Source organism: Actinotalea solisilvae (assembly GCF_016464425.1).
Classification (GTDB): domain Bacteria; phylum Actinomycetota; class Actinomycetes; order Actinomycetales; family Cellulomonadaceae; genus Actinotalea; species Actinotalea solisilvae.
Genome location: NZ_JADDKQ010000002.1, coordinates 88873 through 114896, shown reverse-complemented (window position 1 = coordinate 114896; position 26024 = coordinate 88873). Strand labels below are relative to the sequence as shown.

General features: G+C 75.5%; 26 protein-coding genes. 15 read left to right on the top strand and 11 right to left on the bottom strand.

What is annotated here, in order from left to right:
* Window positions 1-63 precede the first annotated feature (63 nt).
* Both JIG38_RS20595 and JIG38_RS02980 read right to left on the bottom strand, forming a co-directional pair.
* Entirely contained in the window at window positions 64-585 is a 522-nt protein-coding gene (locus JIG38_RS20595; RefSeq protein ID WP_267907589.1) for a DUF4870 domain-containing protein, read from the bottom strand.
* A 151-nt stretch (window positions 586-736) separates the two neighbouring features.
* The gene (locus tag JIG38_RS02980) at window positions 737-1597 is read right to left on the bottom strand and encodes a DUF3097 domain-containing protein (protein ID WP_307844508.1); all 861 of its coding nucleotides are present in this window, start codon (window positions 1595-1597) and stop codon (window positions 737-739) included.
* Between the two features lie 166 nt (window positions 1598-1763).
* On the opposite strand from JIG38_RS02980, the gene hrcA reads away from it, so the two are divergent.
* From hrcA to JIG38_RS02965, 3 genes are all read left to right on the top strand, one after another.
* Window positions 1764-2783: a heat-inducible transcriptional repressor HrcA gene (gene hrcA / locus JIG38_RS02975; protein ID WP_199422086.1), complete on the top strand. Its 1020-nt coding sequence runs from the start codon at window positions 1764-1766 to the stop codon at window positions 2781-2783.
* 84 nt (window positions 2784-2867) lie between these two features.
* Window positions 2868-4004 (top strand): molecular chaperone DnaJ, encoded by a 1137-nt coding sequence (gene dnaJ / locus JIG38_RS02970; protein ID WP_199422084.1) that lies wholly within the window; start codon window positions 2868-2870, stop codon window positions 4002-4004.
* 40 nt (window positions 4005-4044) lie between these two features.
* Entirely contained in the window at window positions 4045-4815 is a 771-nt protein-coding gene (locus JIG38_RS02965) for a 16S rRNA (uracil(1498)-N(3))-methyltransferase (RefSeq protein ID WP_199422082.1), read from the top strand.
* Window positions 4816-4819: 4 nt separating this feature from the next.
* On the opposite strand, the gene JIG38_RS02960 is transcribed toward JIG38_RS02965, so the two are convergent.
* Window positions 4820-5335: a Gmad2 immunoglobulin-like domain-containing protein gene (locus JIG38_RS02960; RefSeq protein ID WP_199422080.1), complete on the bottom strand. Its 516-nt coding sequence runs from the start codon at window positions 5333-5335 to the stop codon at window positions 4820-4822.
* 68 nt (window positions 5336-5403) lie between these two features.
* Here JIG38_RS02960 and JIG38_RS02955 point away from each other — a divergent pair, with 68 nt between their 5' ends.
* The 8 genes from JIG38_RS02955 to leuA all read left to right on the top strand — a co-directional run bounded on the left by JIG38_RS02955 (window position 5404) and on the right by leuA (window position 15000).
* Window positions 5404-5754: an HIT domain-containing protein gene (locus tag JIG38_RS02955; protein WP_199422078.1), complete on the top strand. Its 351-nt coding sequence runs from the start codon at window positions 5404-5406 to the stop codon at window positions 5752-5754.
* 129 nt (window positions 5755-5883) lie between these two features.
* Window positions 5884-6948, top strand: a complete 1065-nt coding sequence (locus tag JIG38_RS02950; RefSeq protein WP_199422077.1) for a PhoH family protein — start codon at window positions 5884-5886, stop codon at window positions 6946-6948.
* Window positions 6945-7397 (top strand): rRNA maturation RNase YbeY, encoded by a 453-nt coding sequence (gene ybeY / locus JIG38_RS02945; RefSeq protein ID WP_199422075.1) that lies wholly within the window; start codon window positions 6945-6947, stop codon window positions 7395-7397. The genes JIG38_RS02950 and ybeY overlap by 4 nt, the downstream gene beginning before the upstream one ends.
* Window positions 7394-8719 (top strand): hemolysin family protein, encoded by a 1326-nt coding sequence (locus JIG38_RS02940; RefSeq protein ID WP_199422073.1) that lies wholly within the window; start codon window positions 7394-7396, stop codon window positions 8717-8719. Before ybeY ends, JIG38_RS02940 begins: the two co-directional genes overlap by 4 nt.
* Window positions 8716-9678 (top strand): GTPase Era, encoded by a 963-nt coding sequence (era, locus tag JIG38_RS02935; protein ID WP_199422071.1) that lies wholly within the window; start codon window positions 8716-8718, stop codon window positions 9676-9678. The genes JIG38_RS02940 and era overlap by 4 nt, the downstream gene beginning before the upstream one ends.
* Window positions 9679-9719: 41 nt before the next feature.
* Complete coding sequence (locus tag JIG38_RS02930; protein ID WP_199422069.1) at window positions 9720-11216, top strand: alpha/beta hydrolase family protein; 1497 nt, start codon at window positions 9720-9722, stop codon at window positions 11214-11216.
* A gap of 123 nt (window positions 11217-11339) precedes the next feature.
* Window positions 11340-12959 carry a variant leucine-rich repeat-containing protein gene (locus tag JIG38_RS02925; RefSeq protein ID WP_199422067.1) on the top strand — a complete coding sequence of 540 codons (1620 nt, stop codon included), beginning with the start codon at window positions 11340-11342 and terminating at the stop codon, window positions 12957-12959.
* Window positions 12960-13293: 334 nt separating this feature from the next.
* Window positions 13294-15000: a 2-isopropylmalate synthase gene (gene leuA, locus JIG38_RS02920; protein WP_233404370.1), complete on the top strand. Its 1707-nt coding sequence runs from the start codon at window positions 13294-13296 to the stop codon at window positions 14998-15000.
* A 57-nt stretch (window positions 15001-15057) separates the two neighbouring features.
* Here leuA and rsgA read toward each other — a convergent pair whose 3' ends face one another.
* A complete protein-coding gene (gene rsgA, locus JIG38_RS02915) occupies window positions 15058-16245 on the bottom strand; it encodes a ribosome small subunit-dependent GTPase A (RefSeq protein ID WP_199422063.1) in 1188 nt (395 codons plus the stop codon).
* A 261-nt stretch (window positions 16246-16506) separates the two neighbouring features.
* Between rsgA and recO the strand changes: the two genes are divergently transcribed.
* The 3 genes from recO to JIG38_RS02900 all read left to right on the top strand — a co-directional run bounded on the left by recO (window position 16507) and on the right by JIG38_RS02900 (window position 18502).
* Window positions 16507-17238 carry a DNA repair protein RecO gene (gene recO, locus JIG38_RS02910; protein WP_199422061.1) on the top strand — a complete coding sequence of 244 codons (732 nt, stop codon included), beginning with the start codon at window positions 16507-16509 and terminating at the stop codon, window positions 17236-17238.
* Window positions 17238-18053: an isoprenyl transferase gene (locus tag JIG38_RS02905; RefSeq protein WP_199422059.1), complete on the top strand. Its 816-nt coding sequence runs from the start codon at window positions 17238-17240 to the stop codon at window positions 18051-18053. Before recO ends, JIG38_RS02905 begins: the two co-directional genes overlap by 1 nt.
* Window positions 18054-18136: 83 nt before the next feature.
* Window positions 18137-18502: a VOC family protein gene (locus JIG38_RS02900; RefSeq protein ID WP_199422057.1), complete on the top strand. Its 366-nt coding sequence runs from the start codon at window positions 18137-18139 to the stop codon at window positions 18500-18502.
* A gap of 63 nt (window positions 18503-18565) precedes the next feature.
* On the opposite strand, the gene JIG38_RS02895 is transcribed toward JIG38_RS02900, so the two are convergent.
* The 5 genes from JIG38_RS02895 to JIG38_RS02875 are packed head-to-tail and all read right to left on the bottom strand — an operon-like array spanning window position 18566 to window position 22229.
* Window positions 18566-19162, bottom strand: a complete 597-nt coding sequence (locus tag JIG38_RS02895) for a DedA family protein (protein ID WP_199422055.1) — start codon at window positions 19160-19162, stop codon at window positions 18566-18568.
* Window positions 19155-19601, bottom strand: a complete 447-nt coding sequence (locus JIG38_RS02890) for a Fur family transcriptional regulator (RefSeq protein WP_199422053.1) — start codon at window positions 19599-19601, stop codon at window positions 19155-19157. The genes JIG38_RS02895 and JIG38_RS02890 overlap by 8 nt, the downstream gene beginning before the upstream one ends.
* On the bottom strand, window positions 19601-20494 hold the full coding sequence (locus tag JIG38_RS02885) for a metal ABC transporter permease (RefSeq protein ID WP_199422224.1): 894 nt from the start codon (window positions 20492-20494) through the stop codon (window positions 19601-19603). Before JIG38_RS02885 ends, JIG38_RS02890 begins: the two co-directional genes overlap by 1 nt.
* 23 nt (window positions 20495-20517) lie before the next feature.
* On the bottom strand, window positions 20518-21309 hold the full coding sequence (locus JIG38_RS02880) for a metal ABC transporter ATP-binding protein (RefSeq protein ID WP_307844506.1): 792 nt from the start codon (window positions 21307-21309) through the stop codon (window positions 20518-20520).
* Complete coding sequence (locus JIG38_RS02875) at window positions 21306-22229, bottom strand: metal ABC transporter substrate-binding protein (RefSeq protein ID WP_199422049.1); 924 nt, start codon at window positions 22227-22229, stop codon at window positions 21306-21308. Before JIG38_RS02875 ends, JIG38_RS02880 begins: the two co-directional genes overlap by 4 nt.
* 160 nt (window positions 22230-22389) lie before the next feature.
* Between JIG38_RS02875 and JIG38_RS02870 the strand changes: the two genes are divergently transcribed.
* Window positions 22390-23775: a glycine--tRNA ligase gene (locus tag JIG38_RS02870; RefSeq protein WP_307844504.1), complete on the top strand. Its 1386-nt coding sequence runs from the start codon at window positions 22390-22392 to the stop codon at window positions 23773-23775.
* Between the two features lie 89 nt (window positions 23776-23864).
* Here JIG38_RS02870 and JIG38_RS02865 read toward each other — a convergent pair whose 3' ends face one another.
* Both JIG38_RS02865 and JIG38_RS02860 read right to left on the bottom strand, forming a co-directional pair.
* Window positions 23865-25361: a hypothetical protein gene (locus tag JIG38_RS02865; protein ID WP_199422047.1), complete on the bottom strand. Its 1497-nt coding sequence runs from the start codon at window positions 25359-25361 to the stop codon at window positions 23865-23867.
* Window positions 25358-25999 (bottom strand): SigE family RNA polymerase sigma factor, encoded by a 642-nt coding sequence (locus JIG38_RS02860; RefSeq protein WP_307844503.1) that lies wholly within the window; start codon window positions 25997-25999, stop codon window positions 25358-25360. The genes JIG38_RS02865 and JIG38_RS02860 overlap by 4 nt, the downstream gene beginning before the upstream one ends.
* Between the last annotated feature and the right edge of the window lie 25 nt (window positions 26000-26024).

Sequence of the window (26024 nt, the reverse complement as noted above, 5' to 3'; positions counted from 1 at the left end):
GGGCGGGAACGGCGACGGGGCCGGTGCCCGTGGGCACCGGCCCCGTCGCGGGGTGTCAGTCCGTCACTTGATGAAGCGGATGTTCACCGGGTAGCGGTACGCCTCGCCCTTGTTCACGGCGACGGCCGCCATGATCATGAAGACGAGCGCGACGATGAACGCCACGTAGAGGATCGAGCCGATGCCGAGCGTGATCACCGAGATGATGGCGACGGCGATCGACGCGATGATCAGCGTGATCTGGAAGTTGAGGGCCTCCTTGGCCTGCTCCTCGACGAAGCGGCCACGCTCCTTGTACATGAGCCAGATCACGAGCGGCGCGATGAAGCTGAGGATGATGCCGCCGATGTGGGCGAACATCGCCCACTGGCGCTGCTCGGCGTCGGACAGCGGCGGCTGGAGGGGCGCGCCGTAGCCGGGGGCGGGCGGCGGGTACCCGCCGGCGGGCTGGTCGTACCCGCCGGGCGCGCCGTAGGCGGGCGGAGGCGTCGCGCCCGGGGGCGGCGTGCTGGGCGCTCCGTACGCCGGGGCCGACGGCGGGGGAGTGCCCGGGACCTGCGGCTCGTCGTTGGGGTTGGTCGTCATGTCGCTTCACCAGCTTGTCTTGTCGGCCTGACCGCAGCTGACGGCCTCGGTCCTGGCCCGGGGACTGCGGCCAGGGGCGAGCGGCGGTGCACCACGTCGGTGCAGGGGAACAGTAGCGAAATCGGACACCCGCGTGGGGGAGGCGCCGAGGTCACGCGGGCGGCGCCGTGACGAAGTCGATGAGCTCCTCCATCCGGCCCAGCAGGCTCGGCTCGAGGTCGCGGTAGTCGCGCACGCTGCGCAGGATCCGCTGCCACCCCCGGGCGACGTCGGCCTGGTCCGCGTGGGGCCAGCCGAGCGCGCGCAGGATGCCGTGCTTCCACTCGGTCCCCCGGTCGATCGTCGGCCAGGCGTCGAGGCCGACGCGCTGCGGCCGCACGGCCTGCCACACGTCGACGTAGGGGTGGCCGAGCACGAGGACGGTCCCGGGCGGCGCGGCACGCACCGCCTCGGCGGCGATGCGCGACTCCTTGCTGCCCGGCACGAGGTGGTCGACGAGCACGCCGAGGCGTCGGCCGGGCTCGGGCCGGAAGGCGGCGACGCTCGCCGGCAGGTTGTCGACGCCCTCGAGCAGCTCGACGACGACGCCCTCGAGGCGCAGGTCGTCCCCCCAGACCTTCTCGACGAGCTCGGCGTCGTGCCGCCCCTCGACCCAGATCCGGCCGCCGCGCGCGACGCGGGCGCGGGCGCCCGGGACCGCGACGGAGCCGGACGCCGTGCGCGTCGGGGCCGCCGGCGCCGCGGGGCCGGCGGGCGGCGTGAGCTCGACCGGCTCGCCGTCGACCCAGAACCCCGGCCCGAGCGGGAAGGTGCGCGTGCGCCCCCGGCGGTCCTCGAGCACGACGACGTGCATCCCGCCCGACTTCTCGACGCGCACGACGGCGCCGACCCAGCCCGTCGTGACCTCCTCGACGACGAGGCCGGCCTCGGCCACCTGGGGCCGCGTCACCGGCCCGCGCGGCGCGCGCGCCCCCGGCCCGCCTGCGAGGACGTCCCTGCCGTACCGGTCCACCGCGTCTCCTTCGTCCACCCGTCGCGCCGCCCGCAGTGCCCGGCCCCGCGTCGCGCAGGTACGATTGGCACTCGGACCCTGAGAGTGCCACATGGTGGCGACGGAGCCCGGACCGACGCGGCCCCCCGCGCGGGAGCGCCGGGGCCGCCTGGACGGGAGGAGCGCGATGAGCGAGGACCGCAGGCTCGACGTGCTGCGCGCGATCGTCGAGGACTACGTCCACACGCACGAGCCGGTGGGCTCCCGCGTGCTCGTCGAGCGCCACAACCTCGGCGTGTCGCCCGCGACGATCCGCAACGACATGGCGGCGCTCGAGGACGCGGGCTACATCGCGCAGCCGCACACGTCGGCGGGGCGCGTCCCGACGGACAAGGGCTACCGGCTCTTCGTCGACCGCCTCTCCACGGTCAAGCCGCTGTCGTCGCCCGAGCGCCGCGCGATCCAGGCCTTCCTCGAGGACGCCGTCGACCTGGACGACGTCGTCGACCGGTCGGTCCGCCTGCTCGCGCAGCTGACGCACCAGGTGGCGGTCGTCCAGTACCCGTCCCTGCGCCGGTCGGCGCTGCGTCACCTGGAGCTCGTCCCGGTCGGCGAGAACCGCCTGCTCGTGGTCATCATCACGGACAACGGCCGCGTCGAGCAGCGCGTCCTGGAGCTCGACGAGCCGCTCGCGGAGCACGTCGTCCCCGAGCTGCGCGCACGCCTCAACGCGACGGCGGCCGGCAGGCGCCTCGTCGACCTGCCCGAGCCGCTGGACCGCATGACGCAGGCCTTCGCGGTCGCCGAGCAGCCCCTCGTCCAGCGGGTCATCCGCGCGGTCGAGGACACGCTCGCCGAGGCGACCGAGGAGCGCATCGTCATGGCGGGCACCGCCAACCTCGCCCGGAGCGGCACCGACTTCAGCGGGACCATCCGGCCGGTGCTCGAGGCGCTCGAGGAGCAGGTCGTGCTCCTGCGGCTCCTCACGGAGATGGCCGAGGACTCGGCGGGCGTGGCGGTCCGGATCGGCCGGGAGAACCAGCACGCCGGCCTCGCGGAGACCTCCATCGTCGCCGCGGGGTACGGTGCCGACGACGAGCCGGTCGCGCGCATCGGCTCGCTCGGCCCGACGCGCATGGACTACGCGGGCACGATCGCGTCCGTGCGGGCCGTGGCCCGCTACCTGTCCCGGATCCTCGCGCAGTGACCGGGTCGCCCGTGACCGCCCCGCAGGTGACCACACCGATTTCGCCCGCCCCGCCGTGGGACCGCGACGCCCAGAGAGTGTGACGTGAGCACGAACTACTACGAGATCCTCGGCGTCAGCCAGGACGCGACGCAGGACCAGATCAAGAAGGCCTACCGCCGCCTGGCGCGCGAGCTGCACCCCGACGTCGCCACGGGCGACGGCGCGGAGGAGCGCTTCAAGGACGTGTCGCGCGCGTACGAGGTCCTCTCCAACCCCGAGAAGCGCCAGCTGTACGACCGCGGGGTGGACCCGACGGCGCCCGGCGGCGGCAACGCCGGGTTCGGCGCCGGCTTCGGCTTCCAGGACATCTTCGAGACGTTCTTCGGCGCGGCCCAGGGCGCGTCCGCGCAGCGCGGTCCCGTGCCGCGCGCCCGCCGCGGCCAGGACGCGCTCGTGCGCCTCGACATCGACCTCGCCGAGGCGGCGTTCGGCGTCCACCGCGAGGTGCCCGTGGACACGGCCGTGCTGTGCGGCACGTGCCAGGGGAGCTGCTGCCGTCCCGGCACCTCGCCCCGCACGTGCGAGGTCTGCGGCGGGCGCGGCGTCGTGCAGCGGGTCGCGCGCTCCTTCCTCGGCCAGGTGATGACGTCGAGCCCGTGCGCCGCGTGCCACGGCTTCGGCACCGTCATCCCCGAGCCGTGCCCCGAGTGCTCGGGCGAGGGCCGCGTGCGCAGCCGCCGCACGCTCTCGGTCGACGTCCCCGCGGGCGTGGACACGGGGACGCGGATCAAGCTCACGGGCCAGGGCGAGGTCGGCCCCGCGGGCGGCCCGCCGGGCGACGTGTACCTCGAGGTGCGCGAGCGCCAGCACGAGACGTTCGTCCGGCGCGGCGACGACCTGCACTGCACGCTCGAGATCCCGATGACGGCCGCTGCGCTCGGCACCGTCGTGCAGCTCGAGACGCTCGACGGCCCGCGCGACATCGACGTCCGTCCGGGCACGCAGCCCGGTGACGTCATCGTCGAGCGGGGGCTCGGCATCGGGCACCTGCACGTGGGCGGCCGCGGCGACCTCAACGTCCACGTGGACGTCCAGGTGCCGACGACGCTCGACGAGGAGCAGGAGGCGCTGCTGCGCCGGCTGGCCGAGCTGCGCGGCGAGGAGCGGCCCGCGTCGCGCGTCGCACCCGCGCACCCGGGCGTGTTCGCCAAGCTCCGCGACAAGCTCGCGGGCCGGTGACCCGCACCTCCCCGCGCACGACGCCGCCCGCGGGCGACGCGTGAGCGCGCCCGTCTTCCTCGCCGACCCCGGCATGCTCGACGCGGTCGCGGCCGGCGGGACCTACGTGCTCGAGGGCGCGGAGGCGCGTCACGCGGGCGTGGTCCAGCGGCGGCGTGCGGGGGAGCGCGTCGACGTCGCCGACGGCGCGGGCGTCCGCCTGCGCTGCACCATCGCCGCGGTCGAGCCCGGGCGCCTCGTGCTCGACGTCGTCGGGCGCGAGGACGAGCCCGGCCCCCGAGTCCGGCTCGTCCTGGCGCAGGCGCTCGCGAAGGGCGACCGCGACGAGCTCGCGATCGAGGCGGCGACCGAGGTCGGTGTCGACGAGGTCGTGCCGTGGCAGGCCGCCCGCTCGGTGGTCGTGTGGCGCGGCGAGCGCGCCGCGAGGAGCCGCGCGAAGTGGCTCGCGACCGTGCGCGAGGCGACGAAGCAGGCGCGGCGCGCGCACGTGCCCGCCGTCGCCGAGCCGCTCGACACCCGCGGCCTCGCGGCGCGGGCCGCCGGCGTCGTCGCGGCGGGCGGCCGCGTGCTCGTGCTGCACGAGGCGGCCGCCGAGCCGCTGCGCGACGTCGACCTGCCGTCCGGCGCCGAGCCGGCACCCGAGGTCCTCGTCGTCGTCGGGCCCGAGGGCGGGATCGCGGACGACGAGCTCGCGGCGTTCGAGGCGGCGGGCGCGCGCACCGTGCGGCTCGGCCCGCACGTGCTCCGGACGTCCACGGCGGGGCCCGTCGCGCTCGCGCTCCTCGCGGACCGGCTGGGTCGCTGGGGCTGACCGGTCAGACGACCGAGAACGACACCTCGACGAGGTTCCGCTCCGGGCCCGAGCCGCTCTCGCCGTCGGACATGTCGGGCTCCCACACGCGCAGCGTGTAGTCACCGGGCGCGAGGTCGAGCACGATCTCCCACGGCCCCACCTCGCCGTTCGCGCCGGCCATGGTGAAGCCCTCGGCGACGACGTCGGACGTCGCCGCGTCCACCACGGCGTACAGCAGCGTCGCCTCGAAGGCCGTGCCCTCGCCGCGCGCCGTGACCGGGCTGGTGACCTCGGCGCCGGGCGCCGGGGACGTGATCGTGTTGGGCCCGTTGACGACGGGGCCGTCGGCCGTGGGCGTGGGCGTCGCCGACGCGGTGGGCTCGGCCGTGGGCTCGGGGCTCGCGGTGGGCGTCGACGAGGCGGACGGGGACGACGTCGGCGAGCCGGGCTCGTCGTCCGTCGCGCAGCCCGCGGGCAGCGCGACGAGGGCGAGCGCGAGCACGACGCCGGTGGCGCGGGCGGGGCGTGCGGCGGTCACGACGGGTCCTCTCCTCGGGTCCTCCCATCGTCGCAGCCCGACCCGCCGCGCGGCGTTAGCCTGGCCGCATGTCGACGGACCGCACGGACTGCCTGTTCTGCCGCATCGTCGCGGGGGACGTGCCCGCGACCGTCGTCGCGACGACGGACCGCGCGGTCGCGTTCCGTGACATCGACCCGCGCGCGCCGCTGCACGTGCTCGTCGTCCCGCGCGAGCACCACCCCGACGTGGTCGCGCTCGCGGCGGCGGACCCTGCCCTGCTCGCCGACGTCGTCGCGCTGGGCCGGCAGGTCGCCGAGGCGGAGGCGGGCGGGCAGTTCCGGCTGGTGTTCAACACGGGCCCCGAGGCCGGTCAGTCCGTCGAGCACGTGCACGGGCACGTGCTGGGCGGGACGCGGCTCGGCTGGTCGCCGGGCTGAGCTGCCTGCCCTGCCGCCCCGCGCGCCCGCCGGTACGATGAGCACGGCGGACGTCACGCCCGCCGCCGGCCCGTGAGGGTCGCGGCACCACCGAGCGCACCCGAGGAGATCCGGCCGACGGCCGAACCCATGGCTGACACATCCCCACGACGCCTGCACGGCGCAGGCGGGGGCGACGTCGAGCACCGCATCGTCGTCCCGTCCCACCTCCCGGTGGTCGCCCTGCTCGGCACGGGCGACGAGGTCCTCAAGGCGGTCGAGGCGGGCTTCCCGTCGGTCCGCATCCACGCGCGCGGCGACCAGATCACGCTCCAGGGCCCGCCCGGGGACGTCGAGCTCGTCGCGCGCCTGCTCGACGAGCTGCTCGAGGTCGCGGCGAGCGGCACCGAGCTGAGCGGCGACGTCGTCTCCCGGTCCGTCCGCATGCTCACCGCTGCGACGGTGAGCCGCCCGGCCGAGGTGCTCACCCAGAACATCCTGTCGAGCCGCGGCCGCACGATCCGGCCCAAGACGGTCGGGCAGAAGGCGTACGTCGACGCGATCGACCGCCACACCATCACGTTCGGCATCGGCCCGGCGGGCACCGGCAAGACGTACCTGGCGATGGCCAAGGCGGTGCAGGCGCTCCAGGCCAAGCAGGTCAACCGCATCGTCCTCACCCGCCCCGCCGTCGAGGCGGGCGAGCGGCTCGGGTTCCTGCCCGGCTCGCTCAGCGACAAGATCGACCCGTACCTGCGCCCGCTGTACGACGCGCTGCACGACATGGTGGACCCGGACTCGATCCCGCGGCTCATGGAGGCGGGCACGGTGGAGGTCGCGCCGCTCGCCTACATGCGCGGGCGCACGCTCAACGACGCGTTCATCATCCTCGACGAGGCGCAGAACACCTCGACCGAGCAGATGAAGATGTTCCTCACGCGCCTCGGGTTCGGCGCCAAGATGGTCGTCACCGGCGACGTCACGCAGGTGGACCTGCCGGGCGCGACGACGTCGGGCCTGCGGGTGGTCGAGGAGATCCTCGCGGGCGTGGACGACGTCGCGTTCTGCCGACTGACCTCGGAGGACGTGGTGCGCCACCGGCTCGTCGGCTCGATCATCGACGCGTACGCGGCGTGGGACCAGACGCGCGCGCCCGCGCGCAGGGACGGCCACGGCGGGCGCGACGGCCGGGGCGGGCAGGGCGGGCACGGGTGAGCATCGAGGTCAACAACGAGTCGGGCGCGGTCGTCGACGAGGCCGAGTTCGCGGCCCTCGCCCGGCACGTGCTCGACGCCATGCACGTCCACCCGCAGACCGACCTGTCGATCCTGCTCGTCGGCGTCGACGTCATGACCGAGCTGCACGTGCAGTGGATGGACGAGCCCGGCCCGACGGACGTCCTGTCGTTCCCCATGGACGAGCTGCGCCCGGGCACGGACGGCGAGCCGTCGCCCCCGGGCCTCCTGGGCGACGTCGTCCTGTGCCCCGACGTCGCGGCGAAGCAGGCGCGGGACGCGGGGCACTCGACGACCGAGGAGCTGCTGCTCCTCACGACGCACGGCATCCTGCACCTGCTCGGCTACGACCACGCCGAGCCCGAGGAGGAGAAGGAGATGTTCGCGCTCCAGCGGACGCTGCTGCTCACCTTCCTCGCCGCACGATGACGGGCGTGCCCGTCGGCACGCTGCTCGCCGTCGCGGCGGTCCTGGTCGTGCCCGCCGCGCTCCTGTCGGCGGGGGAGACCGCGCTGCTCCGCGTCAGCCGGTCCGCGCTCGCGGACCTCGCCGCGTCCGACGCGCCCGCGGGACGGCGCCTGCAGCGCACCGCCTCCGACCACCACCGGACCGCGAGCGCGGCGGCGCTCGTGCGCGTCCTGCTCGAGGCGTTCGCGGCGGTGGCCCTGACGCTCGCGCTCTCCGCGACGGGCCTGCTCTGGTGGCAGGTCCTCGTGCTGGCGGCCGTCCTGGTCACGGCCGTCGCCGTCGTGCTCGTCCGGCACGTCCCGCGCACGCTCGGCCGCCGGCACCCCGTCGGCACGCTCCTGCTGACCTCGGGCCTGCTCTCGGCCGCACGCGTGGTGACGGCGCCGCTGCGCTCCACCGGCGCGGGCATCTCGGACCAGCACGACCTCACCGACGACGAGCTCCGGGAGATCGTCGACCGCGTGAGCGAGTCCGAGCACATGGAGGACGAGGAGCGCGAGATGTTCCGCTCCGTCCTCGAGCTCGGCGAGACCATCACGCGCGCCGTGATGGTGCCGCGCACCGACATGATCACGCTCGCGAGCGGCACGCCGCTGCGCAAGGCGATGTCCCTCTTCCTGCGGTCGGGGTACTCGCGCGTGCCCGTCGTGGGACGGTCCGTCGACGACGTCCTCGGCGTCCTCTACCTCAAGGACGTCGTGCGCCACGGGTACCTGCACGGCGGGTCGGACGACGACCCGGTGGACGCCCTGTGCCGCACGCCCGTGTTCGTGCCCGAGTCGAAGCCCGTCGACGACCTGCTGCGCGAGATGCAGCAGGGTGCGTTCCACATGGCGATGGTCGTGGACGAGTTCGGCGGCATCGCGGGCCTCGTGACGATCGAGGACGCGCTCGAGGAGATCGTCGGGGAGCTGACCGACGAGCACGACCGCTCGACCCCCGACGTCGAGGAGGTCGCCGACGGGGTCTACCGCGTGCCGTCGCGGATGCCGGTCGACGAGCTCGGCGAGCTCTTCGACCTCACGCTCGACGACGACGACGTCGACAGCGCGGGCGGCCTGCTCGCGAAGGCCCTGGGCAAGGTGCCGCTGCAGGGCTCGAGCGCGGTCGTCGCGGGCCTCGAGCTCACGGCCGACCGGGTCGAGGGGCGCCGCCGCCAGGTGGCTACGCTGCTCGTGCGCCGCGCGGAGGTCACGACCTCGACCGGCGACCCCGAGCCCGACAGGTCCGAGGCGGCCGGGGCCCCCGACACCGCACCCCCGACGCAAGGAGCAGCACGATGAGCGACCGGTCCGGCCCCGCGGGGGGCGAGCCGGCGCCCGGCGCGTTCCGGTCCGGCTTCGTGTGCGTCGTCGGCCGCCCGAACGCGGGCAAGTCGACGCTCACCAACGCGCTCGTGGGGCAGAAGGTCGCGATCACGTCCGGCCGTCCCCAGACGACGCGGCACGTCATCCGCGGCATCGTGCACCGGCCCGACGCGCAGGTGGTGCTCGTCGACACCCCCGGCCTGCACCGGCCCCGCACCCTGCTCGGCGAGCGGCTCAACGACCTCGTGCGGGACACGCTCAGCGAGGTCGACGTCGTCGTCTTCTGCCTCCCGGCCGACCAGCGGGTCGGGCCGGGCGACCGGTGGATCGCGCAGCAGCTCGCGGACCTCGCGCGCGGCCGCGCGGGCACGCCCGTCGTCGCCGTGGCGACGAAGGCCGACACCGTGCCGAAGGGCCGGCTCGCGGAGCACCTCATGGCGGTCGCCGCCCTGGGGGAGTGGGCCGACGTCGTGCCCGTGAGCGCGGTGGAGGGGTACCAGGTCGACACGCTGGTCGACGTGCTCGTGAGCCACCTCGAGCCGGGCCCCGCGCTCTACCCGGACGGCGAGCTCACCGACGAGCCCGAGGCCGTCATGGTCGCCGAGCTCGTGCGCGAGGCGGCGCTCGAGGGCGTGCGGGACGAGCTCCCGCACTCGCTCGCGGTGGTCGTCGACGAGATCACGCCCCGTCCGGGCCGCGACGGCAGCGACGGACAGCCGCCGTTCCTCGACGTGCGCGTCCAGCTCTTCGTCGAGCGGGACAGCCAGAAGGCGATCGTCATCGGCAAGGGCGGCTCGCGCCTGCGTGAGGTCGGATCGACCGCGCGGCGCGGGATCGAGGCCCTCCTCGGCGCCCGGGTGTACCTCGACCTGCACGTCAAGGTGGCCAAGGACTGGCAGCGCGACCCCAAGCAGCTGCGCCGGCTCGGCTTCTAGCCTGGCCGGGCGGGGACGGCGCCGTCGGTAGACTCCCGGCCGTGCGGTACCGGATCGCGCTGACCAGCGCCGTGGCAGTCGTCGCGCTCGGCGTCCTCGGCACCGTCTCCGGCCCGTCCTGGGACCCGGTCCCGCTCACCGAGACCATCGACGTCGAGACGTCCGACACCTCCATCGGCGGGGTCGGTCCCGGGGACGCGGACCCGGTGGGCACGTACGAGGTCGCCACCTCCGTCGTCACCGTCACGCTCGCGGGCACCGAGGTGGAGGCGCGGATCAGCGAGCCGGTCGGTGCCGAGGGCCCTCGCCCGGGCGTCGTCTTCGTCCACGGCGCGGGCACAGGGAAGTTCGAGGACGCCTTCGTCCAGCAGGCCGAGGCGCTCGCCAGCGCCGGCGTCGTCGCGATGGTGCCCAACAAGCGGCTCGACACGTACTCGACGCGCACGCGGGACTACACCGCCATGGCCAACGACTACCTGCGCAGCGTCCAGCTGCTGCGCGGGCTGCCGGGCGTGGACCCGGACCGCGTGGGGGTGTACGGCGAGAGCGAGGGCGGCTGGGTCGTGCCGATCATGGCGGCGGACAACCCGGCGGTCGCCTTCGTCGTGCTCGTCGCCGCCCCCGTCGTGCCGCCGCGGCAGCAGGCGGCGTTCGCGGTGGACTCCTACCTGCGCAACACCGGCGTCCCGGTGGAGGTGCTCCGGGCGATCCCGCGGTTCGTCGGCATGGAGTTCCCGGGCGGCGGCTTCGAGTACACGCGGTTCCAGGTGCGGCCGTTCCAGCAGCGCATGCGCCAGCCGGTGCTGGTCGTCTACGGCACGGGCGACGCCGCGATGCCGACCGTGCAGGGGGCGCTGCAGCTCGTCGACGACCTCGGTGTCGCCGGCAACCCCGACTGGACCGTCCGCTACTACGCGGGCGCGAACCACGGGATCAAGGTCGAGGGCACGCTGGTGCCCGAGTTCGCGCGCGACCTCGGCGACTGGGTCCAGGGACTCCCCGGCACGGCGCACGCGACGCCGCGCGTGGCCGGCGACGAGCCGTACCAGCGCTTCGTCGCCTCGCCCGTCGAGCACCCGCGCTGGTTCGCGGAGGGCGACCTGGTCGTCGCCGCGCTCGGCGCCGCGCTCGTCGCGGTGCTCGTCGGCCCCGTCCTGTGGGGCGTGCGCCGTCTGCGGGGGCGGCGCGTCCGGGCGCTCGCGCCCGGCCTGCTCACCCCGCTCGTCACCATGGCCGCGGGCGCGGTGCTGACGCTCCTCCTGCTCGTCGCCTACCTGCTCGTCGTGGCGAACCTCGCCCAGAACTACCGGACGAACCCGCTGGTGGTGCAGGGCGGTTGGCTGACCGTGCGGCTGCTCGGGGTCGCGTCGGTGGTCGCCGGCGTCGTGCTGGTGTACCGCATCCTCGACGGGAGGCGGCTGCGGGCCGAGCCGGCGGCCCGGACGACCGCCGGCGAGTGGACGCTCGCGACGGCGGTGGGCGGCTCCGTCCTGCTCCTGCTCAACCTCGCCTACTGGGGCGTGTTCCCGCCGGTCTGAGGTCGCGCGCGACGCGCCGTCATGACGCGCCGGTGGGTGCAGCGGCGGGAGGCCCGTCGGCGCTACGGTTCTCCGCGGGGCGCCGCCGAGGCGTCCGAGACCACCCCGGAAGGCTGACGGACGATGACGGACGCGCAAGGCTTCACCGCGGCACAGGCCGCGGACCCGAGCACCCCGGGGCAGGTGCTCGCCGACATCGCCGCCCAGCGGCCCGACCTGCGGGCTGCCGTCGCCTCGAACCCCGCCGCGTACCCGGGCCTGCTGCAGTGGCTCGGCGGCCTGGGCGACGCGTCCGTCGACGCCGCCCTCGCCGCGCGCTCGGCCTCGCCCGAGGCGCCGACGCGCCTGGTCACCGGCGTCCCGGGCGGCACCTCGTCCGCCGCGGCCGCCGACGGCGCGTCGGGCGCCACGTCCGGCACCGGGGAGGGCGACCGCACCGGCCCGTCCGACGCGGAGACGCAGGTCCTGCCCGGCGCCGGTGCGCCGGCCGAGGGCACCGCCCCGACCGCGGCCGCGACGACCGAGCAGCCCAGCGAGCAGCCCAGCGAGCAGCCCACCGAGCAGCAGACCGAGGTCCTCCCGCAGGCGGGCGGCACGCAGGTCCTGCCGACGACGCCGTCCGCGCCGTCGACCCCGGCATCCTCGGCCGCGCCCCCGTACTCGTCCCCGGCGCCCTACGGCCAGCCCGCCGCGGCCAGCGGGGCGGCCGCGCCCTACGGCCAGCAGCAGCCGGCGGGCCAGCAGCAGCCGTACGGTCAGCAGCAGCAGCAGCCGCAGCAGCCCTACGGCCAGCAGCCGCCGTACGGGCAGCAGCCGCCCTACGGCCAGCAGCGGCCCTACGGCCAGCCGACGGCGCCGGGCCAGCCCGCGCCGGGTCCTCAGCCCTACGGCCAGCAGCAGCCCTACGGCGCCGGTCAGCAGCCGTACGGCCAGCAGGGCCCCGCGACGGCGTACGCGCCGGCCGGCGCGCAGCCCCAGGGCTACGGCTACCAGCCCGGGCAGCCCCCGGCGAAGTCGGGTGGCAACAAGACGCTGTGGATCGTGCTCGGCATCGTGGGCGGCCTCCTCGTCCTCGGCCTCGCGGCGTTCTTCGTCATCCGCGGCGTGCTCGGCTCGCTCGGGCCGGACGGCACGTACGGCTCGGACCCCGAGCTCGACTCCCTCTACGACGCGTGTGCCGACGAGGACTGGCAGGCGTGCGACGACCTGTACCAGCAGTCGCCGACGGGCTCGGAGTACGAGGAGTTCGGCGACACGTGCGGCGGCCGCACGGACGGCGGAACCTTCTGCACCACCGAGTTCGGCACCGACGAGGGCACGGACGAGGGCACGGACGAGGGGACCGACGGCGGCACGGGCACCGAGGAGCCGAACGCCTACGGCGACGACCCGACGCTCGACGCGCTGCACGACCAGTGCGCGGCCGGTGACGGCGAGGCCTGCGACGAGCTCTACTTCGCCGCACCCTCGGGCTCGGAGTACCAGACCTTCGGCGACACGTGCGGCGGCACGACCGAGGGCGGCACGTCGTGCGCCTCGGCCGCCCCGAGCGGCGACGCCAACACCTACGGCGACGACCCGACGCTCGACGCCCTCTGGGACGCGTGCGCCGCGGGCGACAACGTCGCGTGCGACGACCTGTTCCTCGAGTCCGGCCTCGGCACGGGCTACGAGGAGTTCGGCGACACGTGCGGCGGCCGCGGCCGTCCGGCGGGTCAGGTCTGGTGCGACCCGAACCGCTGAGCCCGAACCGCTGAGCCCGACAACGGCTGAGCCACCTCACGTGCGCCCCCGTGGGCGCACCTGCGTCCGCCTCCGGCGCCGGGGTACAGTGCTCGGGTGCGCGTGACACAGCCTCGGCTGCTCCTTCGTCGCCGCGGTGGGGTCTGACGGACCGGTCCCTCATCGCGGTGGTCGGTGTGCCGGTCAGACCGTCCGACAAGCCGAGACACCAGGACACCGAGGACCCGTCATGACTTCTGGAACCAGCACCACCCGCACCCCCGCCGAGGGCGGCCGCGTCCCCGCCACCACCGACGCGCCGTACTCCGAGCGCACGGCCCAGCGCCCGTCGCCGATGCCCGTGCACAAGTACCGCCCGTTCCACGAGCAGCTCACCGTCGAGCTGCCGGACCGCACGTGGCCCGACCGCCGCATGGAGCGCGCACCACGGTGGTGCGCGGTCGACCTGCGCGACGGGAACCAGGCCCTCATCGAGCCCATGAACCCCGAGCGCAAGCTGCGGATGTTCGAGCTCCTCGTCGACATGGGCTTCAAGGAGATCGAGGTCGGCTTCCCGTCGGCCTCGCAGACGGACTTCGACTTCGTGCGGATGCTCATCGACGAGGGACGCATCCCGGACGACGTCGTCATCCAGGTGCTGACGCAGTCGCGCGAGCACCTCATCGAGCGCACGTACGAGGCGATCGCGGGCGCCAAGCAGGCGATCGTGCACCTGTACAACTCGACGTCGGTGCTGCAGCGCGAGGTCGTCTTCCGCGCCGACGAGGACGGGATCCTCGACATCGCGACGTCCGGCGCGCACCTGTGCAAGAAGTACGAGGAGACGATCCCCGGCACGGACGTCTACTACGAGTACAGCCCCGAGTCCTACACGGGCACGGAGCTCGAGTACGCGCTGCGCGTCTGCAACGCGGTGATCGACGTGTTCGGGCCGACGCCCGAGAAGAAGGTGATCATCAACCTGCCGGCGACGGTCGAGATGGCGACGCCGAACATCTACGCGGACTCGATCGAGTGGATGAGCCGCCGGCTGCACCAGCGCGAGAACGTCGTGCTGTCGCTGCACCCGCACAACGACCGCGGCACCGCCGTCGCGGCGGCGGAGCTGGGCTACCTCGCGGGCGCCGACCGCATCGAGGGCTGCCTCTTCGGCAACGGCGAGCGCACGGGCAACGTCTGCCTGGTCACGCTCGGCATGAACCTGCTCAGCCAGGGCATCGACCCGGAGCTCGACTTCAGCGACATCGACCGCATCCGGCGCACCGTCGAGTGGTGCAACCAGCTCCCCGTGCACGAGCGGCACCCGTACGGCGGCGACCTCGTCTTCACCGCGTTCTCCGGCTCGCACCAGGACGCGATCAAGAAGGGGTTCGACCACATGGCCGCGACGGCCGCCGCGCGCGGGGTCGAGGTCGACGACCTCGTGTGGGCCGTCCCGTACCTGCCGATCGACCCGCGCGACGTCGGCCGCTCGTACGAGGCGGTCATCCGGGTGAACTCGCAGTCCGGCAAGGGCGGCATGGCGTACCTGCTCAAGACCGAGCGGCACCTGGACCTGCCGCGGCGCCTGCAGATCGAGTTCTCGCGCGTGGTGCAGGCGTACACCGACCAGTCGGGCCACGAGGTCACCGCCGACGACCTGTGGCGGATCTTCACCGACGAGTACCTGCCGGTCGAGCCCGGCAGCGACCTCGCGCCGTGGGGGCGGTTCTCGCTGCGCGGCAGCCGCACCGTGAGCTCCGAGGACGGACCCGACAAGCTCTCCGTGGACCTCGTCGACGCGGGCGTGCGCCGCACGGTCGAGGGCGAGGGCAACGGCCCGGTCGACGCGTTCGTGGCCGCGCTCGCGAGCGTGGGCCAGCAGGTCGAGGTGCTCGACTACGCCGAGCACGCGCTCTCCACGGGCGGCGACGCCAACGCGGCCGCCTACGTCGAGTGCGCGGTCGGGGACCAGGTGCTCTGGGGCGTCGGCATCGACCCGTCGATCACGACGGCGTCGTTCAAGGCGATCGTCTCCGCGGTCAACCGCGCCGCACGCTGACCGCCGACCTCCGCGCGAGGTCGCTGGTTCCAGCGACCTCGCGCGGATCGGTGGCCGTCAGGGACGGACGTGCTGGCGGCGGTACGCCTTGGTCCGCGCCTTGATCCGGCCGGCCGCCTCCGCGCGGAGCCGGGCGTCGACGCGCGCGGCCTGGTGCTCGGCCTCGCGCAGCAGCTTCCGGTAGCTGAGCAGGCGGCGCTCCGGCAGGTCGCCGTCCTCGACCGCGGCGAGCACGGCGCACCCGGGCTCGTGCTCGTGCGCGCAGTCGGCGAAGCGGCAGCCCGCGGCGAGCTCGTCGATCTCCGTGAACACGTCGTCGAGCGCCTCGTGCCCCGCGAGGCCCACGGTCCTCAGGCCGGGGGTGTCGAGCACCGCACCGCCGCCGGGCGCCAGGTGCAGCTCGCGCGTCACGGTCGTGTGCCGTCCCTTGCCGTCCGTCCGCAGGGCGTTGGTCCGCATGACGTCCGTCCCGACGAGCGCGTTGAGGAGCGTCGACTTGCCCGCGCCGGACGCCCCCAGCAGGGCCACCGTCGCGCCCGACGCGAGCAGCGCGCGCAGTGGCTCGAGCCCGACGTCGCCCGCGGCCGAGACCGCGTGCACGTCGGCGCCCGGTGCCACGTCGGCCACCTCGCGGCGCAGCGCGTCGGGCAGCGCGACGAGGTCGCTCTTGGTGAGCACGACGACGGGCCGCGCGCCCGAGGACCACGCGAGCGCGAGCAGGCGCTCGACGCGCGCGAGGTCGACGTCGGGCGCCATCGGCTCGACGACGGCGGCGACGTCGGCGTTGGCGGCGAGGACCTGCTCGTGGGAGGAGCCGGCGGCGACCTGGGCGCGGACGACCGCGGTGCGGCGGGGCAGGACGAGCGCGACGCCCGGGCGAGCGCCGTCGCCCGGGTCGTGCCCGCCCTGGTCGACGGTCCCGTCGAGCAGCACCCAGTCGCCCGCGGCCGGGACCGCGGTCGGGTCGGCCGCGACGGCGCGTCGGAGGGGAGGCGACCAGTCCGCCGTCAGCGTGCGCGGCCCGGACGCGCCGGCGACGAGGACGTCGCACGTGCCGCGGCCCGCGCGGCAGACGCGCGCGACGCGCTCGTGGGGCGGCGGGTCGAGGTCGGTGGCCGCGACGAGCGCGGACGACCAGGTGTCGTCCCAGCCGAGCGTGAGCAGGCCGGTGGGGTCCGTGAGGCCGGTGAGGTCGCCGGCGTCGGAGGAGGGGAGGAGGTCAGGACGGTCGTGCGGAGCGTGCAACGGAGGAGCCCTTCGAGGGGCGCGCCGCCGGGCGGCGCGGGCGTGCAGGGGAGGGGGACGGCGTGACGGCCTCGTCGACGGTCATCGTCAGCACCTCCTCGGGCACAGTTCCGGCCGGTGCGCTCCTGCGCCCACGGCTCCTGCGGGTCGGCACGCGTCGGCGCGCCCGGGCCCGACGCTAGCGCGGGCGCCGCGGGCGCGTCCCGCCCTTTTCCGCGCGCCGCCGGCACGGGTGTCACCGCCCGGGGGGACAATGGTGCGGTGAGCCTCTACCGCGACGAGGCGCTCGTGCTCCGCGCCCAGAAGCTGGGCGAGGCCGACCGCATCGTGACCCTCCTGACCCGCCACCACGGCAAGGTGCGCGCGGTCGCCAAGGGGGTCCGGCGCACGTCGTCGCGCTTCGGGTCCCGGCTCGAGCCGTTCATGCTCGTCGACGCCCAGCTCTACACGGGGCGCAGCCTGGACATCGTCACCCAGGTCGAGACGCTCGGCCCGTACGCGCGCGCCGTGTGCGGCGACTACGCGCTGTACACCGCGGGCACCGCGATGCTCGAGACGGCGGAGCGCCTGGTCGAGGCGGAGCGCGAGCCGGCCACGCAGCAGTTCCTGCTCCTCGCGGCGGCCACGCGGTCGCTCGCCGAGCGCGCGCACGCGCCCGGCCTCGTGCTGGACTCCTACCTGCTCCGTGCGCTCTCCGTCGCGGGCTGGGCCCCGACCTTCACCGACTGCGCGCGCTGCGGGGCGCCCGGGCCGCACCGGGCGTTCGCGGTGGGCTCCGGCGGTGCCGTGTGCGGCGCGTGCCGCCCGCCGGGCGCGGCCTCGCCGGCCCCCGAGACGTTCGAGCTCCTCGCGTCGCTCCTCACGGGCGAGTGGGCGACCGCGGACGCGAGCGACGAGCGGCACCGCCGCGAGGCGAGCGGGCTCGTCGCGGCGTTCCTGCAGTTCCACCTCGAGCGCGGTCTGCGCTCGCTGCGCATGGTCGAGCGCGTCTGATGGCGCGCGCCCGCCGCGGCGACGCCGCGCGCCCGCAGCACGTCGTCGTCCCGCCGCCGCCGCACGCGTCGGGCGCCCGGCCCCCCGAGGTCCCGCGCGAGCTCGTGCCGAAGCACGTGGCGATCGTCATGGACGGCAACGGGCGCTGGGCCAACGCCCGCGGCCTGCCCCGGACCGCCGGTCATGCGGCGGGCGAGGCGGCGCTGCTCGACGTCGTCGCGGGTGCCATCGAGGTGGGCGTCACCCACGTCTCGGCCTACGCGTTCTCGACCGAGAACTGGAAGCGCTCGCCCGAGGAGGTCCGCTTCCTCATGGGCTTCAACCGCGACGTGCTCCGCCGCCGCCGCGACACCATGCACTCGTGGGGCGTGCGCGTGCGCTGGGCGGGGCGGCGGCCGCGCCTGTGGCGCTCCGTCATCACCGAGCTCGAGACCGCCGAGGAGCTCACGCGCGGCAACGACGTGTGCACGCTGACCATGTGCGTCAACTACGGCGGCCGCGCCGAGGTCGCCGACGCGGCCAAGGCGATCGCGCGCGAGGTCGCGGCGGGCCGCCTCGACCCGGAGCGCGTCGACGAGCGCACGGTCGCGCGCTTCCTGGACGAGCCCGACCTGCCCGACGTCGACCTCTTCCTGCGGACGTCGGGGGAGCAGCGGACCTCCAACTTCATGATCTGGCAGGCCGCGTACGCGGAGATGGTCTTCCTCGACGAGTACTGGCCGGACGTCGACCGCCGGCACCTGTGGCGCGCGGTCGAGACCTACGCGCGCCGCGACCGCCGCTACGGGGGCGCGGTCGACCGCTCGGCGACCTGAGGGGGATGCCCCGGCCGGCGACCGGTCCGCGCGGCGTGCCCCGAGCGTCTGCGGCCGGTGCGCGGGGCCGGTACGGTCGCGCCATGACGACGAGCACGGGCCTGCGGGTCGGCATGGTGACCTTCGACTGCCGCGACGCGCGGTCCCTCGCCGGGTGGTGGGCGCGCCAGATCGGCGGGGAGGTCGTCGCGGACCACGACGGCTGGTTCCTCATGGTGTCACCGGGCGAGCACGGCGGGCCGGTGCTCGGGTTCCAGCAGGTCAGCGACCCGACGCCGGGCAAGAACCGCGTCCACCTGGACCTCGAGGCGGCCGACCGCGAGCTCTCCGTCGAGCGGCTGCTCGGCGAGGGGGCCCTCGAGATCGCGCGGCACGAGACGCCGTCGTTCACGTGGGTCGTGCTCGCGGACCCCGAGGGCAACCAGTTCTGCGTGTCGCAGCGCCACTGACCTCGGCCCGAGAGTGACCTCGGCCCGCCCCTCCGCCCGGCTGGGACCGGGGCGTCCGGGACGTCAGCCGCGCCGCGGCACCGGCAGCCCCGGACCGGCGGAGGCGCCGTCGTCCGACGGGCCCGCGGAGGGCGCGTGCCCGGCGGCACTCTCCGCGGTCCCGACCGCTGCGTCCGCGGCGTCCGCGCTCGGGAGGGTGCGGCGCGCGCGGCGTGCGCGGACCACGAGCGCGACCGCGACCGCGACGACGACGACGGCTCCGGCGAGCGCCCACGGTGACTGCGCCGCGAGCGCGACGGCGCCCGCGACGGTGGCCATGCCGCCGCCCGCCCACACGAGCGCCCACAGCAGGTACCCGGGGATCGCCCAGAGCGTGTAGCGCAGCCAGGGGAGCCGCAGGAGCCCCGCCGCGGCGTGGACGGCACTCTGGAACCCGACGGTGAGGAAGGACAGCGGGACGACCGGCATGCCCCAGCGCTCGATCGCCGCGGTCGCGCGCCGCACGCGGGGGTGGTCGAGCCGCTGCGACCAGCGCGAGCGCAGGACGCCGAGGGCGATGCCGCGCCCGGCCCAGTACGTCGCCTGCGACCTGATCGCGGCGCCGGCGACGAAGAAGAGGTAGACGGGCAGGAAGGGCCAGCCGTCGAGCCAGTCAGGCACCCCGGCCCCGTCCGTCGCCGTCGGCCGCCGCAGCCCCCTCCGTGGGCGCCCGGCCGTCCGCGGCGCACGCGGCGCACGTGCCGAACAGCTCCATGGTGTGCTCGATGTCGCTGAACCCGTGGGACGCGCCGACCTGGGCGGCCCACGCCTCGACGGTGGGCCCGTCGATCTCGACGGTCGTCCGGCACGAGCGGCACACGAGGTGGTGGTGGTGCTCGCGGCGCACGCAGCGCCGGTAGAGCGCCTCGCCGTCGCCCGAGCGCAGCACGTCGACCTCGCCGCCGTCCGCGAGGGACTGGAGCGTCCGGTACACCGTCGCCAGGCCGATGCCCTCGCCGCGGCCGCGCAGCTGCTCGTGCAGCTGCTGCGCGCTGCGGAAGTCGTCGACGTCCTGCAGGAGCTCGGCGACCGCCGAGCGCTGGCGCGTCATGCGCTGCATCACCGCTCACCTCCCACGAGCTGCACGTCGTCGTCGACGGCGGGGTGCGGGTCGGACGCCTCCGCCCGCCGGCGTCGCACCGCGGGCCCGACGAGCGCGACCACGCCGTAGACGGCGATCGCCAGCACGACGATCGTCGCCCCCGGCGAGACGTCGTGCCAGTACGTGATCGCGAGCCCGGTCACGCACACGACCGCGCCGACGACCATCGCGAGCGACATCGTCCGGCGGAAGGACGCCGTGACGAGCTGCGCGGCCGCGACCGGCACGATCATCAGCGCGCTGACGAGCAGGAGCCCGACCACCCGCATCGCGACGGTCACCGTGAGCGCCGCGACCACGGCGATCGCCAGGTTGAGGGCGCGGACGGGGAGCCCCGCCGCGCGCGCGAACTCCTCGTCCTGGCTCACGGCGAACAGGGCCGCGCGCAGCCCGACGCCGACCACGAGCACGATCGCGGTCAGCGCGACCGTGAGTCCCAGGTCGGCCCACGTGACCGTCGAGATCGAGCCGAACAGGTAGCCCATGAGGTTGGCGCTCGTGCCGCCCGCCTGCGAGATGAGCAGCACGCCGCCCGCGATGCCGCCGTAGAAGAGCAGGGCGAGCGCGACGTCGCCGGACGTGCGCCCGCGCTCGCGGACGAGCTCGATGACGACCGCGCCGACGACGGCCGCGACGACCGCCCCGGGGATCGCGAGCGCGTCGACGGGCACCAGCCCGGACAGCGAGCCCACGAGCCAGCCGAGGGCGACCCCCGTGAGCGCGACGTGGCCGATGCCGTCCCCGAGCAGCGACAGGCGCCGCTGCACGAGGTAGGTGCCGATGACGGGCGCGGTGACGCCGACGAGGAGCGCCGCGACGAGAGCGCGCTGCATGAGCGGGTCGCCGAGCATGCCCGCGAGCTCGGTCCACGCGGTCACCGGTCCCACCCGACCCGGGGGGTGAGCGCCGCGTCGGCGTCGTCCGCGCCGCCGTCGTACGGGGCGTGCGGGTGGACGTGGTCGTGCTCGGGGCCGGCGTGCTCGTGCGCGGCGGGCGGCGGGGCGCCGTCGTGCACGACGCTGCCGTGGCGCAGCACGACGGCGCGGCGGACGAGCGGGGCGAGGGCGCCGAGCTCGTGCAGCACGACGAGGACGGTCGTGCCGGCGGCGGCGAGGGACGCGAGCGCGTCCGCGAACGCGCGCTGGCTCGGGACGTCGACGCCGGCGACGGGCTCGTCGAGGAGGAGGAGGTCGGGCCGGCGCACGAGCGCGCGCGCGATGAGCACGCGCTGCTGCTGGCCGCCCGAGAGCTGGCGGACGGGGTGGTGCGCCTGCGCGCCCAGCCCGACCTGCTCGAGCGCCTCGTGGACGCGGCGGTGCGCGTCGCGCGGCGGCCGCAGGCGGCGCGCGTGCAGCGTGCCGGACTCGACGACCTCCGCGGCCGTCGCCGGCACGCCCGACGCCGCCGAGACGCGCTGCGGGACGTACCCGACGCGGTCCCACGGCACGCCGCGACCGAGCGGCGCGCCGAGCAGCTCGACGCTCCCGCGGTCCGCCGGCACCACGCCCACCAGGGCGCGCACGAGGGTCGACTTGCCGGAGCCGTTCGCCCCGAGCAGCGCGACGACCTCGCCGTCGCGGACGGTGAGGTCGACGTGCTGGATGATCGGTGCGCCGCCGAGCGTGACGTGGACGCCGGAGGCGCGCACCGCGACGCCGTCGCTCACGTGCACGAGAGCGCGGCGCGGAGCGCCTCGAGGTTCGTGGCCATGACGTCACGGTAGTCGTGCGCGGCGTCCGTCTGGCTCTCGAGCGGGTCGAGCACGGCGGTGCCGATGCCCAGGTCCGCGGCGAGCGTCTCGGCGACCTTGGGGCTGACCAGCGTCTCGGTGAAGACCGTCGTGACGCCGTGCGCCTCGACCGTGTCCCGGATCTCGCGCAGGCGCGCGGGCGACGGCTCGGCCTCGGGGTCGAGGCCCGAGATCCCGACCTGCTCGAGGTCGTAGCGCTCGGCGAGGTAGCCGAACGCCTCGTGCGCGGTCACGACCACCCGCCGCTCGCACTGGGCGAGGCCTGCGGCGAGCTCGCCGTCGAGCGTCCCGAGGTCGGCGCCGAGCGCCTCGGCGTTGGCGGCGTAGTCCTCGGCGTGCTCGGGGTCGGCCTCGCCGAGCGTCACCGCGACGTCGGTCGCGACGGCGGCGAGCAGCGTCGGGTCGAGCCAGAAGTGCGGGTCCCCGCCCTCGTGGTCGTGGCCGTCGTCCGTGCCCGCTCCCTCGGCCTCCTCGTCCGGGTGCTCGGCGAGGTGCTCGGCGACCGCGGGGGTGGCCGCGGCGTCGACGACGTGCTCGGGCGCACGCGCCTCCAGGGCGGCGTCGACGGCGGCCTGGAACCCGGTCAGCACGACGACGACGTCGGCCTCGCCCACCGAGCGCACCTGGCGGGGCGACAGCTCGACGTCGTGCGGCTCGGCACCGGGCGGCGTGAGCGGCTCGACCGTGACGTGCTCGCCGCCGACCTGCTCGGCGACGAACTGCAGCGGGTAGATGGAGGCGAGGACCTCGAGCCTGCCGTCACCGGCCGGGGCGGCGGCGCACGCCGAGAGCCCGAGGGCGGACGCGAGGACGAGGGCGGCGGGGCGCGGGGACATGAGGATGATTCTCAAGAGTAATGAGAACCGTTGTCAAACCGCCCGGCGGACGCACCGGTGCACCGCCGGTAGCCTGGTGCGGTTGCCCGGACGCGGTCCGGGCCGCGTCCCCTCCCGCCCGCGCGAGCCACGTGCGGGCCCGCCGACCACTGGAGCAGCTGTGGCACCGACCTCCCGCCTCGACGCCGTCACGAACCTCGCCAAGCGGCGCGGCTTCGTCTTCCCGTCGGGGGAGATCTACGGCGGTACGAGGTCGGCGTGGGACTACGGACCCCTGGGCGTCGAGCTCAAGGAGAACATCAAGAAGCAGTGGTGGCGGGCCATGGTGACGAGCCGCGACGACATCGTCGGTCTCGACTCGTCGGTGATCCTGCCGCGCCAGGTCTGGGTGGCGTCCGGCCACGTCGGCGTGTTCACCGACCCGCTGACCGAGTGCCTGTCCTGCCACAAGCGCTTCCGCGAGGACCAGCTGCTCGAGGAGTTCGCCGAGCGCAAGGGCCGCGAGGCCGAGGGCGGCCTCGCCGGCGTGCCCTGCCCGAGCTGCGGCACCAAGGGTCAGTGGACCGAGCCGCGCGACTTCAACATGATGCTCAAGACGTACCTCGGCCCGGTCGAGGACGAGTCCGGCCTGCACTACCTGCGGCCCGAGACGGCGCAGGGCATCTTTGTGAACTTCGCCAACGTCATGACGACGTCGCGCCGGAAGCCGCCGTTCGGCATCGGCCAGATCGGCAAGTCGTTCCGCAACGAGATCACGCCGGGCAACTTCATCTTCCGCACGCGCGAGTTCGAGCAGATGGAGATGGAGTTCTTCGTCGAGCCCGGCACGGACGCCGAGTGGCACCAGTACTGGATCGACACGCGCACCGACTGGTACACCGACCTCGGCATCGCGCGCGACAACCTGCGGCTCTACGAGCACCCGCAGGAGAAGCTGTCGCACTACTCGACCCGGACGGTCGACATCGAGTACCGCTTCGGCTTCCAGGGCAGCGAGTGGGGCGAGCTCGAGGGCATCGCGAACCGCACCGACTTCGACCTGCGCACGCACTCGGAGCACTCGGGTCAGGACCTGTCGTACTTCGACCAGGGCAAGAACGAGCGGTGGGTGCCCTACGTCATCGAGCCCGCGGCGGGCCTGACGCGCTCGCTCATGGCGTTCCTCGTCGAGGCCTACGCCGAGGACGAGGCGCCCAACGCCAAGGGCGGCGTCGACACGCGGACGGTGCTGCGCCTCGACCCGCGCCTCGCGCCCGTCAAGGCCGCGGTGCTGCCGCTGTCGCGCCACGAGGACCTCTCCCCGGTCGCGCGGGACCTGGCGGCCGAGCTGCGCCGGGCGTGGAACGTCGACTTCGACGACGCGGGGGCGATCGGCCGGCGCTACCGCCGCCAGGACGAGATCGGCACGCCGTTCTGCATCACGGTCGACTTCGACTCGCTGCAGGACCAGGCCGTGACCATCCGCTCGCGCGACACCATGGCGCAGGAGCGCGTCGCGCTCGCCCAGGTGCAGGGGTACCTCGCGCAGCGGCTCGTCGGCGCCTGACGGCAGCGGGTGGCCCCGGCGTGGGGCCGCCCGGGACCGTGACGACGGCGCCCGTCCCGGCACGTGCCGGGACGGGCGCCGTCGCCGTCCTACGACCAGCCGGCGCGGACGGTCGCGACGCGCCCGTCCGGCGCGGTCATGACCACGCGGAGGTCGGGCCGTCCCCTCCCTGCGCCCTCGCCCGCGGTCGCGAGGACGAACCACGCGGGCGTCTCGACGCCCGGGACGTCGAACGCGACCAGGGGGAGCGTCGGCGCGTCGGCGCCCCAGCCGAGCGTCGCGTCGACGGTGCCGCCCGCGAAGCCCGGCGGCAGCAGACCGCCGACCGCCAGGGCGTCGTCCTGGGAGAACGCGACCCACTCGGGGTCGCCCGCGGAGTCGGCGGTGGTCGTCGCGCCGCCCGAGGCGAGCACCGCGCCGGTGGGCGCGCGCCGCTCGACGGCGACCGTGCGCGTCGGCGGGCTGCCCGCGACGCGGAGGACCCAACGCCCAGGGTCCCGGTCCGAGGTGCCCTCGACCCCGACGTCGACCGCCCCCGCGTCGGCGGCCGGGGCGACGTCCGCGGCGCCCACGAGGGCGAGCCCGTCCGCGGTGACCGTGGGGTCGCCGTCGCCCGGGGTGGCGCCGAGCGCCGCGAGCCCCGCGGTCACGCGCTCGGCGACGTCCGCGGGGCACGTCGCGAGCGCCTGCCCGGTGCAGCGGGACGACCGCACCACCACGGTCCCGTCGTCGCCGAGGAGGACCACGGCGCTCGCGAGCGTCCGTGGCGCCTCGGGGGCCGTCCCCTCCCGGTCGGTGCGCACCGTGCGCCCGTCGGGCACCCACGCCGCGTAGAGGAGGTGGTCGCCGGCGGGCGACGCGAACGTCGGCAGCTCCACGAGGCCGCCGTCGCCGGGGACCGCGGTGCCGTCGGCCGCGAGGACCGCCACGTCGACGAGCACGCGCGGCGTGTCGAGCCGGGCCGGCACCGCGCCGGCGACGTACGTCCCGGGCTGCGCGTCGAGGCCGTCCGCGCCGACCTCGACGGAGGCGGGCGACGGCCCGCCGACGCCCGGCCCCGCCACCTCGTCGTCCCAGCGCACGTCCCACGCCGACGAGACGCCCGCGCCCGACGCCGTGAGGGTGAACGTCACGCCGTCGGTCGGCGACGCGTCGTCGCCCTCGACCTGGAGCGGGCCGACGCCGAGCGTGGGCGGCTCGGGCGCGCCGTCCCCCTCGACCGGCAGGGCGAGCACGCCGAGGCCGAGCACGTCGCCGGCGCTCGTGCCGGCGGTGACCACCGGGCGGTTCGCCGCGCGGACGCCGCGGTCGAGCGCGACGACAAGGTCCGGCCCGAGGGGACGGGCCTCCTGACGCGCCGCCGGTGGCGCCGTCCGGTCGTCGCCGAGCACGGCCGGCAGCTGCGCCACCCCGACGACGACGGCGGCCGCGGCGGCGACGCCGGCGGCGGCCCGGACGGCACCGGCGCGGCGCCGGTGGCGGCGGCCCGCCACGAGGACGGCCGCGGGGTCGAGCGTCATGGGCGGCGCGTCCGCCGCACGGCGGCGCAGCTCGGTGACGACGGCGTCGTCGGCCAGAGGGCTCATCGGGTGCTCCGGGGGGACGTCGCGGGGGCCGCGTCGTGCAGGGCGAGCCGCGTGCGGAGGTCGGCGAGCGCGCGCGACGAGGTGGACTTCACGGTCCCGACGCTCACGCCGAGGTCGGCCGCCACCTCGGCCTCGGGCAGCCCGACGAGGTGCCGGAGCACGACGACGCGCCGCTGGCGCGGCGTGAGCGTCGCGAGCGCGCGGACGAGCTGGTCCCGGTCGGCCGTCGCGTCGGCCGTGTCGGCCCGGCCGGGTCCGGCGCCCTCCGGCATCTCCTCGGGCGCGACCAGCACCTCGCGCCGGCGCCGGCGCCACGTGTCGACGCGCAGGTTGACGAGCACGCGGCGCGCGTAGGCGAGCGGGTCGCCGGACCCGGCCCGCTCCCACGCGGTGTAGGTCCGCACGAGGGCCTGCTGCGTCAGCTCCTCGGCGCGGTGGCCGTCACCCACGAGCAGCCAGGCGGTGCGCAGGAGGTCGGCCTGGTGGCGCGTGACGAAGGCGGTGAACTCCGCGTCGCGGTCGCGCCGCCCGACCGGGACGACGACGTCGTCCCCGGCGCCCGGCCGACGTCGTGGAGCTGCCCGCCGGGGGGACCCGCTGCGCTGGCCATGGTGGTCACACCGTAGAGAACGCAGCACCCCCGCCCGCGGTTGTGTCCCCGGA

Bases quoted from the DNA above. Each gene is read 5' to 3' on its own strand.
- JIG38_RS02900 (WP_199422057.1), top strand. From the start codon at position 18,137: ATGACGACGAGCACGGGCCTGCGGGTCGGCATGGTGACCTTCGACTGC.
- JIG38_RS20595 (WP_267907589.1), bottom strand. From the start codon at position 585: ATGACGACCAACCCCAACGACGAGCCGCAGGTCCCGGGCACTCCCCCG.
- JIG38_RS02890 (WP_199422053.1), bottom strand. From the start codon at position 19,601: ATGCAGCGCATGACGCGCCAGCGCTCGGCGGTCGCCGAGCTCCTGCAG.
- JIG38_RS02885 (WP_199422224.1), bottom strand. From the start codon at position 20,494: ATGCTCGGCGACCCGCTCATGCAGCGCGCTCTCGTCGCGGCGCTCCTC.
- JIG38_RS02875 (WP_199422049.1), bottom strand. From the start codon at position 22,229: ATGTCCCCGCGCCCCGCCGCCCTCGTCCTCGCGTCCGCCCTCGGGCTC.
- JIG38_RS02925 (WP_199422067.1), top strand. From the start codon at position 11,340: ATGACGGACGCGCAAGGCTTCACCGCGGCACAGGCCGCGGACCCGAGC.
- JIG38_RS02865 (WP_199422047.1), bottom strand. From the start codon at position 25,361: ATGAGCCCTCTGGCCGACGACGCCGTCGTCACCGAGCTGCGCCGCCGT.
- leuA (WP_233404370.1), top strand. From the start codon at position 13,294: ATGCCCGTGCACAAGTACCGCCCGTTCCACGAGCAGCTCACCGTCGAG.
- JIG38_RS02950 (WP_199422077.1), top strand. From the start codon at position 5,884: ATGGCTGACACATCCCCACGACGCCTGCACGGCGCAGGCGGGGGCGAC.
- JIG38_RS02905 (WP_199422059.1), top strand. From the start codon at position 17,238: ATGGCGCGCGCCCGCCGCGGCGACGCCGCGCGCCCGCAGCACGTCGTC.
- JIG38_RS02955 (WP_199422078.1), top strand. From the start codon at position 5,404: ATGTCGACGGACCGCACGGACTGCCTGTTCTGCCGCATCGTCGCGGGG.
- era (WP_199422071.1), top strand. From the start codon at position 8,716: ATGAGCGACCGGTCCGGCCCCGCGGGGGGCGAGCCGGCGCCCGGCGCG.
- hrcA (WP_199422086.1), top strand. From the start codon at position 1,764: ATGAGCGAGGACCGCAGGCTCGACGTGCTGCGCGCGATCGTCGAGGAC.
- JIG38_RS02940 (WP_199422073.1), top strand. From the start codon at position 7,394: ATGACGGGCGTGCCCGTCGGCACGCTGCTCGCCGTCGCGGCGGTCCTG.